This window comes from Neobacillus sp. NRS-1170 (genome assembly GCF_050468025.1).
This window is the reverse complement of the sequence record NZ_JBITPF010000019.1, coordinates 25,150-41,438: the sequence shown is the minus strand read 5'-3', so window position 1 is coordinate 41,438 and position 16,289 is coordinate 25,150. Positions and strand designations below refer to the sequence as shown.

Annotated in this window: 10 protein-coding genes; all 10 read left to right on the top strand. The window is 40.7% G+C overall.

Annotated elements, in window-relative coordinates; genetic code table 11:
* The first annotated feature begins 40 nt into the window (after positions 1-40).
* The 10 genes from ACIFOT_RS07785 to ACIFOT_RS07740 all read left to right on the top strand — a co-directional run bounded on the left by ACIFOT_RS07785 (position 41) and on the right by ACIFOT_RS07740 (position 16,269).
* Complete coding sequence (locus tag ACIFOT_RS07785) at positions 41-715, top strand: response regulator transcription factor (RefSeq protein WP_430063705.1); 675 nt, start codon at positions 41-43, stop codon at positions 713-715.
* A gap of 97 nt (positions 716-812) precedes the next feature.
* Positions 813-2,090, top strand: a complete 1,278-nt coding sequence (locus ACIFOT_RS07780) for a sensor histidine kinase (RefSeq protein ID WP_430063704.1) — start codon at positions 813-815, stop codon at positions 2,088-2,090.
* Positions 2,091-2,355: 265 nt separating this feature from the next.
* A complete protein-coding gene (locus ACIFOT_RS07775; RefSeq protein WP_430063702.1) occupies positions 2,356-2,718 on the top strand; it encodes a VOC family protein in 363 nt (120 codons plus the stop codon).
* A gap of 227 nt (positions 2,719-2,945) precedes the next feature.
* The gene (locus ACIFOT_RS07770; RefSeq protein WP_430063700.1) at positions 2,946-4,478 is read left to right on the top strand and encodes a response regulator transcription factor; all 1,533 of its coding nucleotides are present in this window, start codon (positions 2,946-2,948) and stop codon (positions 4,476-4,478) included.
* 12 nt (positions 4,479-4,490) lie between these two features.
* Positions 4,491-6,260, top strand: a complete 1,770-nt coding sequence (locus ACIFOT_RS07765) for a sensor histidine kinase (RefSeq protein WP_430063698.1) — start codon at positions 4,491-4,493, stop codon at positions 6,258-6,260.
* A 187-nt stretch (positions 6,261-6,447) separates the two neighbouring features.
* A complete protein-coding gene (locus ACIFOT_RS07760; protein WP_430063696.1) occupies positions 6,448-7,737 on the top strand; it encodes an ABC transporter substrate-binding protein in 1,290 nt (429 codons plus the stop codon).
* 149 nt (positions 7,738-7,886) lie between these two features.
* Entirely contained in the window at positions 7,887-8,816 is a 930-nt protein-coding gene (locus tag ACIFOT_RS07755; protein ID WP_430063694.1) for a carbohydrate ABC transporter permease, read from the top strand.
* A complete protein-coding gene (locus ACIFOT_RS07750) occupies positions 8,809-9,627 on the top strand; it encodes a carbohydrate ABC transporter permease (RefSeq protein WP_430063692.1) in 819 nt (272 codons plus the stop codon). The genes ACIFOT_RS07755 and ACIFOT_RS07750 overlap by 8 nt, the downstream gene beginning before the upstream one ends.
* Positions 9,628-9,660: 33 nt before the next feature.
* Entirely contained in the window at positions 9,661-12,705 is a 3,045-nt protein-coding gene (locus tag ACIFOT_RS07745) for a glycoside hydrolase family 2 TIM barrel-domain containing protein (RefSeq protein WP_430063690.1), read from the top strand.
* A gap of 348 nt (positions 12,706-13,053) precedes the next feature.
* A complete protein-coding gene (locus ACIFOT_RS07740) occupies positions 13,054-16,269 on the top strand; it encodes a glycoside hydrolase (protein ID WP_430063688.1) in 3,216 nt (1,071 codons plus the stop codon).
* The last annotated feature ends 20 nt before the right edge of the window (positions 16,270-16,289 follow it).

Sequence of the window (16,289 nt, the reverse complement as noted above, 5' to 3'; positions counted from 1 at the left end):
TTTAGTTGTATAGAAAAAACTCTTTAAGGAGTCTTAGCGAATGAATATATTACTAACAGAGGATGATTCACGCCTAGGTGAATTAATTGTATATATGTTAAAGAAGAAAGCCGGATACAAGGTTGAGTGGGTTCAGGAAGGGGATGATGCTTACTATTATGCCACCTCCTTACCTTATGATGTCATAATCATGGACTGGATGATGCCAAACGGGAGTGGAGTAGAGATCTGCAGGCGACTAAGAAAAAACGGTTATTCCGGTGCGATTCTCATGTTAACGGCAAAGGATTCAGTTCAGGATCGAATCGAAGGACTGGATTCCGGTGCTGATGATTATCTCGTCAAACCGTTTGAAATTGACGAGCTGCTGGCTCGGTTGCGGGCACTTTCCCGCCGCAACTATGCTCCAATTTTAGAAGAAGAAGTTGAAATGGAAGATTTGATTCTGAATCGGATGAGCCACGTCGTACGTTCAAGGGGAAAGGAGATTCTATTAAGTCCCCGTGAATTTCAGCTTTTGGATTTATTGGTGCAAAATAAGGGACAAGTCCTGCCACGCGAGGTCATACTCGAGCGAATTTGGGGTTTTGATGCGGATGTGGCCATGAAAACGATTGATGCGACCGTCAAATTGATCCGCAAAAAGCTGGTTCCACTTGGAAAACAAGAACGGCTGCAAAGCATTAGAGGGGTAGGGTATAAATTTGAATCTTAACCCATTATCATTCATTCGCTCAATTACCAGCCATAGGGAAAAGGATGTCTTTAAGAGCACACAAGGCAAACTTACTCGGATTTATAGCGGAATTTTGATGTTATTTCTCATCCTATTTATCGTCATCGTGTATTTTGTGCTCCATTTTGTAATCATGCAAAATCAAGAAAAGGAGCTTCAAACTTTAGTAAATCAGGAAGCCGCCTACATTGAAGAATATTTATTGAAAAATAACCAAACGGATTTCCATGACTTGCAAAATCAAGAGGTTGTCTTCGCTGGAGTAAATCAATATTTCTATTATGTAGTAGGCGCTAATGGCGAAATGATGATGGGACATGAGGCTAATCACCGCATCAGGCCCGATATTCTCCGCATACTTCAGGAAGGTCATCAAAATGATGTACAGAAGAAAACTCTACGTATGGAGAGTAGGGGCAATAAGGGCGAATTCCATCCTACTGCGGCGAATCAGGATATCCGCTTAATCATTGCCAGTAAGCCCATTTATTATAAAGGACAATTCATTGGTCAGCTTTATGCAGGAAAAGACATATCATTTGTCTATCAATTGTTTCACTGGGTACTCATTATTCTAGTTGCACTGGGTGCGATCTTTTTCGGAATTTCAATCGCTATTAGTACGTCCATGTCGAAAAGAGCGATGGTTCCGATCAGCGGAGCCTTTTCAAGGCAAAGGGAATTTGTCGCAGATGCCTCTCATGAACTGAGGACACCTTTAAGTGTTCTGCTCTCATCGATTGATGCGATGGAAATGACGATTGAACCGCAAAAAGAGGACTTTTCTGGGAAAATGCTTACGAATATGAGGCAGGAAGTAAAGCGGATGACCCATTTGGTTAGTGATCTATTGACTCTTGCCAGGTCTGATTCGAATACATTCGAACTGAAAACTGAAACCTTTGATTTTCGTCCATATGCAGATAAAGCCTTGGAATCTGTAAGTCCGCTGGCTGCGGCAAAACAAATTTCGCTAAGCCTGGAATCACCAGCAACACTGTTGGCGGTGGGAGATCCCGAACGGCTCTCACAGCTTTTATATATTCTATTAGACAACGCGATTAAATACACGCCAAATGACGGGAAAGTCAAGTTATTCCTTTCAGGAGAAGGACAGGAGTTAGGTATAGCTGTTCAGGATACTGGAATTGGTATTGTGCGAGAGGAGATCAAGCGAATTTTCGAACGCTTTTACCGATCTGATAAGTCACGCTCCAGGCAGATGGGCGGACACGGGTTGGGACTTTCCATCGCCAAATGGATTGTGGATACCCATAAAGGGACCATCAAAGTATCCAGCGAGATTGGAAGGGGAAGCACCTTTATTGTGAGGATTCCATTTGGTCTCAAATAGGAATAATACGAAACTAATCAAACGTTTGATTAAATAGGCTTACACATGAAGAAAACTAATCAAACGTTTGATTAAATAATAGAGTCCAACACTTGATTTATGGGAATCATTACAAAGGAAGAAAACTAATCAAGCGTTTGATTAAATCCACCTGAACCATTGGTAAATAAGAGTTTGTTGGAAACTTTGAAATCAGCAATTGAAAAACTAATTAAACGTTTGATTAAATAAGGGAGAAAGCAAAAATTCCTAGGAGGAAACAAAGATGATTTCAAATATTGCAACGGTCGCGATTTATGTAGACGATCAACAAAAAGCAAAAGAATTTTGGACGGAGAAGGTTGGTTTTGAAGTGAAAGCGGAATTTCCAATGGGACCAAATGCCTTTTGGCTCGAAGTAGCCCCTGCTAATGCCCAATCACACTTAGTGCTTTATCCAAAATCCATGATGCCAGGACATGAAAGCATGAAGTCATCCATCGTTTTTAACTGTGAAGATGTAATGGGTACATATGAAAAAATGAAAGCAAACGGTGTTGTATTTAAAGATGAGCCGAAGGAAATGCAATGGGGCACCTTTGTTCATTTTAGCGATGAAGATGGTAATGAATTCCTACTTAAAGGGTAAATAAAGAATTAAATAAAACTAATCAAACGTTTGATTAAATAGAGCCACGCAGAGAACTTTGCCAATCCTACACAAGGGATTAACAAAGTTCTTTTTTTGTAAACCGTTTTTTAAAATTTTCAGCTCTTTAATTGATAATATTTAAAAATCTATTTAAGGATGGTAGTTATATATTAAAATGATAAGAACAAGTACATGATTACATGCTGCCATCTGGAGGGATAGAAATGACAGTTGGGGAACGATGCAGAACGCTGATTGTTGACGACGAAATGCTAATCAGGCAAGGGATAAAACATTATATTGATTGGGAACAGGAAGGTTTCTTGATTGTGGGGGAGGCTTCAAACGGGCAGGAAGCTCTTGCATTAATAGAGTCGACGAATCCCCATATCATTATTACCGATATTGTCATGCCCATCATGGATGGCGAAGAATTAACAAGAATCGTCAAGGAAAAATACCCTCAAATCGAAATCATCATCCTGAGCAGTTTCGGCGAATTCGACTATGTTCGCTCCACTTTCCAAAATGGTGTGGTTGATTACATTTTGAAGCCGAAGCTGGATGCACAAAACTTATTAAAAGCATTGAAGACAGCATCAAGCCGCATTCCAGCGTTTCAGAAAGTGGCCAGGAATACGGATGCTCGACTCTATTTAGGACAAATCATTCATAAGCTGGTTTCAGGATATGAAGCAATTTATGATATGGATTCAGTGTTAAATGCTTTTCCATACAGCCAATACTGTCTATTGGGTGTTGACTTAAAGACGCTCAGTACTGACATTCAATCAAAATTGGAGGAGGCAATACCCCATTATATCGATCAAGCGGCACACTACTCATTTCAATTTGACCAAAATATCCATGTGCTTTTATTGAATGTGAACAAAGAAAATATGGACCAAGTCATAGGCTTGGCTAGCTCATTTGCAGAAGCGAATCCAGGGATTAGTTTGGTGCTGTCAGAAGAATTCATTGAACTTTCTCAAATAGGAACCATCTACAAAGAAAATCTGTTAAAGCTGATAAACTATCGTTTTTATTTCCCTCATAAGCAATTCTTAACGAAACGGGATTTGCCGGAATTGCCGATCAAGCAGGAAAGTTTCAATTTGGATTGGTTTACAGAAGAATTTAAACTGAAGAATTTCGATGAGGCATTCCGATATTTACTTGAACATGTTGGTTTGTTATCAAAGAGTTACACAACAGATGTTTATGAATATAAAGCTTTCTTTGGAAACATTATTTTTAACATAACCATTCTGCTAAGTAATATGGAATATAACGTGAAAGAATTAGAGAATGCCAGATATTCGTATTTTAAATCCATTGAAGATGCGGGCAATGCGGATGAGGCTGCTGCCCTGTTGAATAAGTTTATCGAGGAAGCAAAGACATGTATATTTTCGACCCAATCTCAGCCTGACAATCTAAATATGAAAAAGATAATGGAGTATATAAGGACCCATTATGCAGAACCGATTACCCTGAAGGATGTCGCCAAACAATTTCATTTTAATCCTTCGTATCTATCAAACTATTTTTCAACCCATAATAATGAAGGGTTTATTGAATATTTGAATAAGATTCGGATTGAGGAAGCGGCTAAACTGCTTATTCAAGGGACGGTATCCATTTCTGAAATCAGCGGATTGGTCGGCTACTCGGATCATAGTTATTTTTGTAAGGTATTTAAGAAAATTAAGGGAGTATCACCGAGCCAATACAAACGAAAACAAACCTTAAGATAAGAGTTGATATTCATGAGACTTATTCCAAATCGTTTTAAACATAACAACCTGTTTATCATTATGTTCCTCATTACAGTTCTCATGGTTGTAATCGTTTCCATCACAATCACGTGGATGACCATTCGCATGTCGGAGCAATTCTTTTTTGAAAAGTTCAGTATTACGAACTCGAAAGTGATGAATCAAGTAAAAGAGAGCTTCGAGTCGTTTCATTATTCAATCGTAATTGCGTCAAACAACCTCCTGCAAAGTGGCAATCTCAAGAAAATCCTAACGGAGGAAGGCTCCAATACGGAAAAAATGAATGCCATTTTTACGATAGGCCAGCAAATGGAACATATTCAATCCAATTTAGACGCCTATGAAGTTGAAATCATTGTTACCGGGAAAAATGGGCTAAGCTACGCAACTGATCGCAGGTACTGGCCAATATCAGATGAAGAATTAAAGTATAGTCATCTGACTCGTAATACGTTTAACAACCCGAAAAGGCTCTTGTATCAGTATGACCACCGATTAGTCCAGACTTCAGAGGATGGTGATGGAAATGTCATTGTTGCCTCCAAAGCACTGATGGACCGTTTATCAGGAACGATTTATGGTTCAATGTATTTTGCAATTCAAGAGAGAGAGTTCAGAAAGTTTTACTCGAGCTACACCACACCTGGAAATAATGTTGTCATGGCAGACAGGCAGGGAGTGATTGTGTCGAGTAACATATCGAAGCTCATTGGGAAAAAAGATGAGCAGCTTGTAAACTATGCAGCTAAAATTGAAAAAGGATCAAAAGATTACACGATCGAAAAATTCATGGGAAAGGATCAAATTATCACGATGGAATACCTTCCATCATTCGATATGTTCCTTTTTAATATCATTGATAAACAAAAGGCAATCGGCGATCTGATTAATAAAAAGGCGATTGTCCTGATCTCGATGGGAATTGTTTTTGCAGCCCTGATTATCGTGTTTTTAGCCTCTAGACGAGTAACAAATTCGCTTTCGAAACTGGTGAAGCAAATTGGAAATGCTCCGAAACACAACTTCGACCAATATGTTGCTGTTACCGGCACGTATGAAACAAGACAAATTGGCAATGCCTTTAACTCAATGCTTGATGAACTGCATGATTATGTTGAACAACTGGTTTTTGCGCAGAAACAACAGCGTAACGCCGAACTGGCTGCCCTACAGCAGCAAATTAATCCACATTTCTTATACAATACATTGACTTCCATTAAATTCATGGTTCAGCAGGGTGTGAAGGAAGAAACAGAGGCAGTTATTAATGCCCTGATATCCTTGCTGCAGAATACAATTGGTAATGTCAGTGAAACCATTACAGTTCAACAGGAATTAGAGAACTTAAAAAATTACGTGTTAATCAATCAAAAACGATATGGGGACCGAATAAAAGTAAACTATTTCATTTCACCGGACTGCAGGGATTATCAAATCCCGAAACTAATTTTACAGCCTTTCATGGAAAATTCTTTCTTTCATGGTTTTAATAAAAAGGCTAATGGGTATATCAATGTTCTTGTTTGGGAGGAGGGGGCCAATCTAATTTGCGAAGTGGTCGATACCGGAGACGGAATGGAAGTTTCAGCGGAAACTAACCTTCCAAATACAAGACGGAAGCAGGCGCTTTTTTCCGGCATTGGTGTACGGAATGTCCATGAACGCATTCAGCTTATTTATGGGGAAGCATTCGGTGTAACCATTTCGAGTGAGCTTGGCGAAGGGACGAAAGTACGGATCACACTTCCTTGTTCGAACTAATAAAAAAAATCATAGAATCTAAAAATAGTACAAATTTAGAAAGATGGAAGCGCATTCAACTCGCAAAAATATTACCAACTCTAAAAAATATCGTCCTAACGGTAAAGCCCCAGCAGGTGCTACGATAGTACATGTAAGGAGATAACGCTTACAAAAACACATTAGATAAGCTTGGGGGGAATATCGAATGAAAAAAGTATTAGCACTATTTTTAGTAAGTATTTTACTTTTAACTGCTTGTTCTTCTGGATCAAAGAATAAACAAGCTTCAGGCGAGTCAAAAGATACGAAGGAAATTACTGTATGGGCATGGGACCCGAATTTTAACATTAAAGCGATGAATCTGGCAAAAGAAGCCTATAAATCTGAAAACACTGATCTTAAGATTAAAGTGGTTGAAAACGCTCAGGCAGACATCGTTCAAAAGCTAAACACCAGCTTAAGCTCTGGAACGACGAAAGGCTTGCCGAATATTGTGTTGATTGAGGATTATCGGGCGCAAAGCTTCTTGAAAGCCTATCCGGACATGTTCCAGGAACTGACCGGTTCTTTCAAACCAGAAGACTTTGCTCAGTATAAAATGGCTCCAACCAGTTTGGACGGCAAAAACTATGGACTTCCATTCGACACTGGCGTAACTGGATTATATGTAAGAACGGATTATTTAGAAAAAGCCGGCTACAAAGTATCTGATTTACAAAATATCGACTGGAATAAGTATATTGAGATTGGTAAAAAGGTAAAAGAAGCAACTGGTAAAGTCATGCTGACACAGGATCCGAAAGACCTTGGACTTATCCGCATGATGATTCAGACAAGCGGTGCTTGGTACTTAAAGAAGGATGGGGTTACACCTGACTTAGCTGGAAATGCAGCTTTAAAAGAAGCATTCAAAACATACAAAGAAATTTTAGACGCTGATTTAGTGAAACCTGTTTCTGACTGGAGCCAGTTTGTCGCAGGATTTAACAGCGGGGATGTTGCAACTGTTCCAACTGGGAACTGGATTACACCATCCATTAAGTCTGAGGCCTCCCAATCTGGCAAATGGGCAGTTGTGCCAATGCCAAAACAATCTGGAATTGCAAGTTCGGTAAACGCATCAAACTTAGGTGGAAGCTCTTGGTACGTCCTTAACGTTCCAGGAAAAGAAAAAGCAGTTGATTTCCTTGCTAAAACCTTTGGTTCCAATGTTGACTTCTACCAGACTTTGAATAAAGAAATCGGTGCCATTGGTACCTACAAGCCAGCTGCAGAAGGCGAAGCCTATAAGGCATCCGATGATTTCTTTGGAGGACAAAAAATCATTACTGATTTTGCTAACTGGACTGAGCAAATTCCACAAGTAAACTATGGTTTGCATACGTATGCCATTGAAGATATTTTAGCTGTTGGAATGCAGGACTACCTTAAAGGAAAAGACCTTGATAAGGTGTTAGAAGACGCTCAAAAACAAGCCGAAGAACAAATTAAATAAAACTAACATCTAAAAAAATAATAAAGAAGTAAGCCTCGGAAATTCGCCGGCTTCTCCTATACGGTTTAACGGTAACGGAGCTAACTGTTTGATCAGGCGATTCGTTCTGAGGCTGTTTCTTTTATTGACAAGGTAAGGAGTCGATCGAAGTGATAACAGCTAAAGTCAATCAAAACCAGGCGCTGAAAACGGCAAAATCAGGCCGAAAAATTCGAGCGAAAAATACTGCAATCGGCTGGTCCTTTGTGACGATTGCATCCGTCATGATTTTTATTTTTTATTTCTATCCAATGGTTCAAGCACTTATCTTATCCTTTCAATCTGGTACTGGCGCGAATCTAACCTTTACAGGTCTTGATAATTATGCACGGTTATTGAAGGATCCGACATTCTTAACAACAGTGAAAAATACTGTTATTTATCTCGTCATTCAAGTGCCTATCATGATTATTCTTGCTTTATTTCTTTCTGTTTTACTGAATAATAAAACGCTGAAGTATAAGGGATTATTCCGAACTGCTATTTTCCTTCCCTGCGTAACCTCGCTTGTCGCTTATTCGGTTATCTTTAAGTATTTGTTCGGACAGGATGGCATTATCAACATTATGTTAATGAAGCTTTCGCTTATTTCTGAACCGATTCAGTGGCTGACAGACCCCTTCTGGGCAAAAATTGCGATCATCGTCGCGATTACGTGGAGATGGACTGGCTATAACATGATCTTTTATTTATCTGCACTGCAAAACGTCGATGAATCCATATATGAAGCAGCGAAAATCGATGGAGCTTCATCAATCCAGCAATTCTTCAAAATTACGATTCCAATGCTGAAGCCTATTATCCTATTTACATCGATTACCTCAACCATTGGTACGCTTCAATTGTTTGATGAAGTCATGAATATTACCAAAGGCGGGCCAGGAAATGCAACGATGACGATTTCTCAATACATCTATAATTTATCGTTTAAATATACTCCTGATTTTGGCTATGCAGCTACAGTTTCGTATGCCATTGTCATTATGATTGTCATCTTCTCGATTATTCAGTTTAAAGTGGCAGGTGATAAAAATGAGTAAACGGATCTTTAGCTATACAGTCCTTATTATCGCTTCCATTGTTTCGATATTCCCATTTTTATGGATGATTGTTAGTTCTACCAACAAGTCTGTGGATGTAACGAAGGGAAGATTACTGCCAGGAACTCATTTTATCGAGAATCTTCAAAACCTGTTGGATACAGTCGATCTTATCCCAGCATTAGTCAACTCAACCAAAATCTCGCTTATTACAACAGTTCTTGCGATGCTGATTGCCTCCTTGGCGGGCTATGGATTTGAAATTTTTAAAAGCAGGACAAAAGACTTTTTATTCAACTTTTTGCTTCTTTCCATGATGATTCCTTTTGCAGCGCTAATGGTTCCGTTATTCCGGATGTTTGGGACAATATCACAATCGGTTCCGATGATTGGTATTGATACATTGGCGGCCGTTATCTTGCCAACCGTTACCACTGCTTTTCTTATCTTTTTCTTTCGGCAAAGCACAAAAATGTTTCCGAAGGAAATACTGGAGGCAGGAAGAATTGATGGATTAACCGAATTGGGTGTCTTTTTTAGAATTTATGTTCCAACGATGAAAACAACCTATGCAGCAGCAGCAATTATTACGTTCATGGCCAGCTGGAACAGCTATCTATGGCCGCTTGTTATCTTGCAATCTCCTGAAAATCAGACGATTCCTCTGCTGATTTCTAACCTTGGCTCAAGCTACTCTCCTGACTTTGGAGTAATTATGACCGCGATAGTAATTGCAACCCTGCCGGCAGCGCTTATTTTCTTTATAATGCAAAAACATTTTGTTGCCGGAATGATGGGGTCTGTGAAATAGTGGAATAAAAATAGTTAGGAAGTGTACTAGATCATGTCAACGATTTCTAAAAAAATGAAAACCATTCCATCATTAGACTGGCTGACAGATTTAAATGTTTTCGCTGTTAACTGTCTCCCTGCACACTCGGATCACTATTATTACGAGACAATGGAAGAAGCGAAAAATGCAGCCTCAATGAAGTGGCGTCATGGTTTAAACGGAGACTGGAAATTTACCTACAGTGTCAATCCGAACAGCCGTCCGGCAGATTTTTATAAGCCCGAATTCAACTGCTCTGGCTGGGGAAATATCTCCGTTCCTGGACATATTCAGCTCCAAGGGTATGGGAAAATGCAATATGTAAATACGATGTACCCTTGGGATGGGCACAATGAAATCCGTCCGCCGGAAATTCCTGTGGATCATAATCCAGTGGGCAGCTATGTGAAATTTTTTAATATTCCAGCCAATATGCAAAATAAGCCGGTTTATATATCCTTTCAAGGAGTGGAATCTGCCTTCTTCGTGTGGTTAAATGGTGAATTTGTCGGCTATAGTGAGGACTCATTTACCCCTGCAGAGTTTGAGCTTACTCCTTATCTTGTAGAAGGAGAAAATAAGCTTGCGGTAGAGGTCTACCAAAGAAGCACTGGCAGCTGGCTGGAAGATCAGGACTTTTGGAGATTTTCAGGTATTTTCCGTGATGTCTTTCTATATACCGTTCCGGAGGTACACGTAACAGATTTACATGTTCGTCCGGAGTTGGACTCAACTTTTACAAAAGGTACACTTGCTGCGGATATCAAGATTCAAGGGACTGCGTCCAAAATCACCGCGGAATTAGTTGATGCCAATGGAGTTCAGGTAGCGAGCACACATGGTGAACAGCTTAATGGCAAATGGAAAGTAACATTCCAACTGGACAATCCAGAGCTTTGGAATGCGGAGAGTCCATATTTATACAAATTATATATTCAACTCTTTAATGTAACTGGCAGCTTGGCAGAGTCAGTACCCCAAAAGGTCGGCTTTAGACGGTTTGAACTTGTGGATAAGATAATGTGCTTAAATGGGAAACGGCTTGTGTTTAAAGGAGTAAACCGTCACGAATTTAATCCGCGCAGCGGCCGGGCGATTACAAAGGAAGATATGCTGTGGGATATTAAAACCCTGAAGCGTCACAATATCAATGCAGTTCGCACCTCGCATTATCCGAATCAAAGCTACTGGTACGAGTTATGTGATGAATATGGGGTCTATGTCATCGACGAGATGAATTTGGAAACACATGGATCATGGCAAAAGATGGGGGCAGTTGAACCATCCTGGAACATTCCGGGCAATAAGCCGGAATGGGAGGCCATCGTCATGGACCGTGCGATCTCGATGGTTGAGCGGGATAAGAATCACCCATCCATTTTGATTTGGTCATGTGGCAATGAATCTTATGCCGGGGAGGTCATCCTTAATGTCTCAAAATATTTTAAGAAGGCAGACCCAAGCCGGCTTGTCCATTATGAAGGTGTATTTCACAATCGCGCTTACAATGATACAAGTGATATGGAAAGCCGGATGTATGCAAAGCCTGCGGACATCGAAAAGTATTTAACAGAAAACCCAGAAAAGCCTTATATTAGCTGTGAGTACATGCATGCAATGGGAAATTCGCTTGGCGGCATGTACAAATATACGGACTTAGAGAAAAAATATCCAATGTACCAAGGCGGATTTATTTGGGATTACATTGATCAGGCGATTTATAAGAATGACCGTTACGGCAGGGAGTTCCTTGCTTACGGGGGGGATTTTGGAGATCGTCCGACTGATTACGGCTTCTGTACGAATGGCATTGTGTATGCGAATCGTGAGCTTTCACCAAAAATGCAGGAAGTAAAATTTTTATATCAATACTTCAAGCTGTTACCGGATAAGAACGGGGTTACAATCAAAAATGAAAGCCTGTTCTCCAATACAGAAGACTTTGTGCTTGAATATGCTCTTTTCTTTGAGGGCGAGGAATTGTACCGAAACACTCTTGAAGCGGCTGTAGAACCTCAAAGTCAGAGGTACTATAAATTCAATTTCCCTGATAACATTGATACCATTTCGGGTGAGTATTCTGTTCAAGCATCACTAAAGCTGCAGGAAGACACACTTTGGGCAGATGCAGGGTATGAGATTGCATTTGGACAGTTTGTATATCAGTCGGGTTCAAGGAAAACTGTTCCTGTTAGGGGAGAGTTGAGGGCAGTCAATGGTGACGTCAATATTGGTGTTCACGGCCGGGATTTTACGGTGATGTTTTCGAAGCAAGCTGGAAGTTTAATTTCACTGAACTATGCTGGCAGAGAAATGATTGCTCTTCCACCGGCACCATTATTCTGGAGAGCGACAACGGATAATGATCGTGGCTTTTCCCAGAGCTACCATTCCGGGCTTTGGTACGCTGCGAGCCTGGCTCGAAAGTGTGTAAAGATCGAATTGGAGGAAAAGGGCGGTCATGTAAGCGTTGGGTTTACTTATAAGTTCTCAATTAATGATGATATTGAAGTAATTACTGTTTACACTGTTTATCCAGATGGAAGCGTCAAGGTTCGATCTAAGTATAAAGGTGCTGAGAAATTACCGCAGCTGCCGATTTTTGCGGTGTCCTTTAAGCTTCCGGCTAATTATGACCAGCTTGAATGGTATGCGATGGGGCCAGAAGAGAATTACTCAGACCGAAACAAGGGAGCAAGATTAGGTATTTTTAAAAATCATGTAGCTGATAATCTTTCCGGCTATGTGATGCCGCAGGAATCAGGCAACCGAACCGGAGTACGCCGTGTGAGCGTGACAGACAAAGAGGGAAAAGGAATCCGAATTTCTTCAGTGACAGAACCGCTTGAATGCAATTTATCACCTTATACACCATTTGAGCTTGAGAATGCTCAGCATGTTTTCGAGCTGCCGAATGTTCATTATACCGTGGTGACGGTAGCCGGCAGGCAGATGGGCGTCGGCGGGGATGACAGCTGGGGTGCACCAGTTCACGACGAACATCTCATTCACGCAGAACAGGATATGGAATTTGAGTTTATGATTCATCGGATTTAAGTATTTCAAAACGATAATGACTAGTAAAGAGTTCGATCTGGACTCTTTACTGGATTAGTATTTTATCAAAATGGAATAAACCTTACCCTAGTATAGTATTTTTTGAAAATATAAATGAGTGCTCCACTAATAGATTGACCATTTTTTAGAAAGGATTTGGAGTGACTCTCTGTATATAGGGGGTGGTGTCATGATCTGAATTATTACACTACTGTTTCCGTAATGCCCGGAATTATGGACATCAGTCAAGGATATGAAAGATTTAGTATCATCCATCTTTGAGTAAACATCGAATTCCTTAACTGTCAGGAGATGTATGTCAGAACTATTAAAGGGGAGGATTTGTGTATGTTGCCAAAGGGGTTTGGAAGAAAAATATCTGCCTATTGCATGATTGTATTGCTTGTCATGGGGGTGGTTTCACCTGCTATAACGAAGAAGACTTATGCTGAGGAAAATTCTGTTGAAGTAAATTCTAATATAGAAACGATTGAATTAGACCCAAGCTATCAGCATGAGCCTTTTGATGGCTGGGGAACAGCGCTTGTCTGGTTTGCAAATGTTACTGGAGGCTGGCCGGATGAACTTAGAAATGAGCTGGCAGATGATCTCTTCGGGAAAGATGGGCTGAATTTTAATATTGCCCGCTATAATATTGGCGGTGGTGATTCGCCGGAGACGGCACCATATATGCGTAAAGGCGGGGCGGTTCCCGGCTACTGGAATCGTCCGGCAGAATTTGGTCCTCCACAAGGAAACACAACTGGCTGGAAGGAACAAGCGAATTGGTGGGATCCAAAGAATCCAGATCATTGGAACTGGGACGCGGATGCAAATCAGCGCTGGTGGCTGGAGGCTGCCAAATCAAGGGGTGCAGACACGTTCGAAGCCTTCTCCAATTCAGCTCCATATTTTATGACTCAAAGTGGATATGTATCTGGCAATTGGAACTCATGGGACGACAATTTAAAAGCAGATCAGTTCGAAAACTTTGCAACATACTTAACAACAGTCGTTGATCATTTACAAAAAGATTTAGATGTTGAATTTAAAACGCTTTCCCCAATTAATGAGCCTTTCACTGGCTATTGGGGCGCAAAGGGCAGACAGGAAGGCTCTAACTGGTCCCGTGCTTCTCAGTCGAAAATCATAAATGAGGTTAAAAAACAGTTAGATGAAAAACAACTTAGTACGGTTGTTTCTGCTATGGATGAGACACATCCACAAAGATTTAGAGAAAACTGGGAGCAATATAATGCTGAAACACGCTCCAATATCGGGCAATTAAATGTACATACGTACTGGCCTGAACAGCAAGTAGGTGTGCGGGATATTGCCAAATCTTCTGGCAAGAGATTGTGGATGTCAGAGGTGGATCTTAGTCCGGGAGGCATCGGACAAAGTCATACCGATATTCGAACAGGCCTTGGCCTGTCTGAACGAATTACCAGTGATATTCAAAAGCTTGAACCAGAGGCATGGGTGCTATGGCAGGCAATTGAAGATGAAGTCAATATGAATCCAGAACACGAAAATGCAAACTGGGGACTAATCCAAGTGGACTTTGATCCTAAGGATTTCAGCAATGTAAAAATTTATAAAAATAAAAAATACTATGCAATGGGGAACTACAGCAAATTTATCCGTCCAGGTTCTCAAGTCATCAATTCGAACAGCAGCAGTACATTAGCAGCCATCAATAAACAGGATGAATCACTTGTCTTAGTTTATACAAACAGCACGACAGAGGAAAAGGCGCTGAACTTTGACTTATCAGGATTTGAAACTGTAAAAGATAATGCGGAAGCTGTTCCTTATGTAACGTCAGCAACGGATAATATTGCTAAGGGATCTGCCATAAAAATCTCGGATAAAAAGTTATCAGTTGTCGTTAAACCTCAATCGATTACTACTTTTGTAGTTTCAAAGGTATCCGGCGTTGCCCCGGATCAAAGTGTTGTGGATTCCGATGACTACAATATCATCAATAAAAACAGCGGGAAAGTACTTGAGATCGCCCAGAATCAAGCAGCGATTGTACAAAAAACGAAGGTTCATGAAAAAGATAGTCAAAGCTGGAGAATTCAAAAAGTCACAAATGGCAACAGCAACAAGGAGATCTATCAAATTGTTCATCCGGCAAGCGGTAAGGTACTTGGTATCGAAAACGGTTCGGCTATTTTGCAGAAGGATGAGGATCAACCAAGTCAAAAATGGATTCTATCAACTTATGGAAATGGAGAATATACATTTGTCAATGTACAAGATGGCAAACTGCTTGAGATAGGCGGACAATCCAAAGCCGAGGATGCCCGGGCAACGGTGTGGCTGCCGAATGCCGGAAATAATCAGGTATGGAAGCTGGTTAAAGCGGGAATTTCCAAGATTGAACCGGTAGAGGTTGTTGTGCCAAAGAAAAAAACGGCACCCATTCTGCCTAATGAAGTAACGGCAGTATACGGTGATGGGGATCGAGTTTTGAAAGGTGTCGTTTGGAATGAAATTGATCCAGCCCTCTATGATCGAGAAAATGTCTTTACAGTTGAGGGACAGGTAGAAGGTACAAAAATAAAGGCCATTGCAACGGTAATAGTTTCTAAGATTGAGAGTATCGAGCCTGTCAAAGTTAAAACGACACCAGGTGCGGCACCAATTTTACCAAAAGAAGCAACCGCCAAATTAACCAACGGTTCTCACGGTAAGGTGGCAATTCTATGGGATGAAATCGATCCTTCGCTTTATGCGGGTCTAGGCAAATTTACAGTGAGAGGAAAAAATCCAGACAGCCCAGTTAAAGCATTTGCAGAGGTCCAAGTTGTAAAGCCCGCTTTGAAAAACCTTGCCTTGAAGATATCTGGAAATGAGTTCCCGAAAGCAAGTGCTTCCTTCACGGGAATGTACGACAGAGCCGCAAACATAAATGATGGAATTATCTCCAGTGTCCGCTGGACGAACTGGGATCCAAACAATTGGAGAAAAGAAGACTGGGTTGCGATTGATTTTGGCAAAGAAGAGACCATTTCAAAAGTAGATTTCCATTTCTATGATGATGGCGGCGGTACGAGACCAGCACAATCATTCGTGCTGCAATATTGGAATGGCAGTGCATGGGTTGATATTGAAGGGACGCAAACTGAGGTGGCGGCTAAAAAAGAAATCAATCTTTCGTTTGAGCCTCTCAAAACTTCAAAGATTCGGGCAATGATGCAGGCAATGCCGAACACATGTATAGCCATTTCAGAACTAATGGTATGGGGTGTTGGAGAATCTTCTGTTCCAAGTGCAGGGGAGGATGCGACGCTTGAAAATGTTTTGATTAATGGGCAGCCACTTAAAGACTTTAAAGCCGATACCTTCACCTATCAAGTGGAAATGAATGGCCGGGTGCATAAGGATTTAAATATAAAGGCAATTACAAATGACCTTTTCGCGGATGCACAAATCAACCTTCCTGAATCTTTGCCTGGCAAAGCGGAAATTATCGTAACCTCTGAGGATCGTAAACATAAGGAAACTTATACAATTGAGTTTGTTAATGAAGATGGAACCTTATTAGTTCAATGATATAGGAGATTTATAGGGGG

Bases quoted from the DNA above. Each gene is read 5' to 3' on its own strand.
- ACIFOT_RS07775 (WP_430063702.1), top strand. From the start codon at position 2,356: ATGATTTCAAATATTGCAACGGTCGCGATTTATGTAGACGATCAACAA.
- ACIFOT_RS07740 (WP_430063688.1), top strand. From the start codon at position 13,054: ATGTTGCCAAAGGGGTTTGGAAGAAAAATATCTGCCTATTGCATGATT.
- ACIFOT_RS07780 (WP_430063704.1), top strand. From the start codon at position 813: ATGTTATTTCTCATCCTATTTATCGTCATCGTGTATTTTGTGCTCCAT.
- ACIFOT_RS07760 (WP_430063696.1), top strand. From the start codon at position 6,448: ATGAAAAAAGTATTAGCACTATTTTTAGTAAGTATTTTACTTTTAACT.
- ACIFOT_RS07745 (WP_430063690.1), top strand. From the start codon at position 9,661: ATGTCAACGATTTCTAAAAAAATGAAAACCATTCCATCATTAGACTGG.
- ACIFOT_RS07750 (WP_430063692.1), top strand. From the start codon at position 8,809: ATGAGTAAACGGATCTTTAGCTATACAGTCCTTATTATCGCTTCCATT.
- ACIFOT_RS07765 (WP_430063698.1), top strand. From the start codon at position 4,491: ATGAGACTTATTCCAAATCGTTTTAAACATAACAACCTGTTTATCATT.
- ACIFOT_RS07770 (WP_430063700.1), top strand. From the start codon at position 2,946: ATGACAGTTGGGGAACGATGCAGAACGCTGATTGTTGACGACGAAATG.
- ACIFOT_RS07785 (WP_430063705.1), top strand. From the start codon at position 41: ATGAATATATTACTAACAGAGGATGATTCACGCCTAGGTGAATTAATT.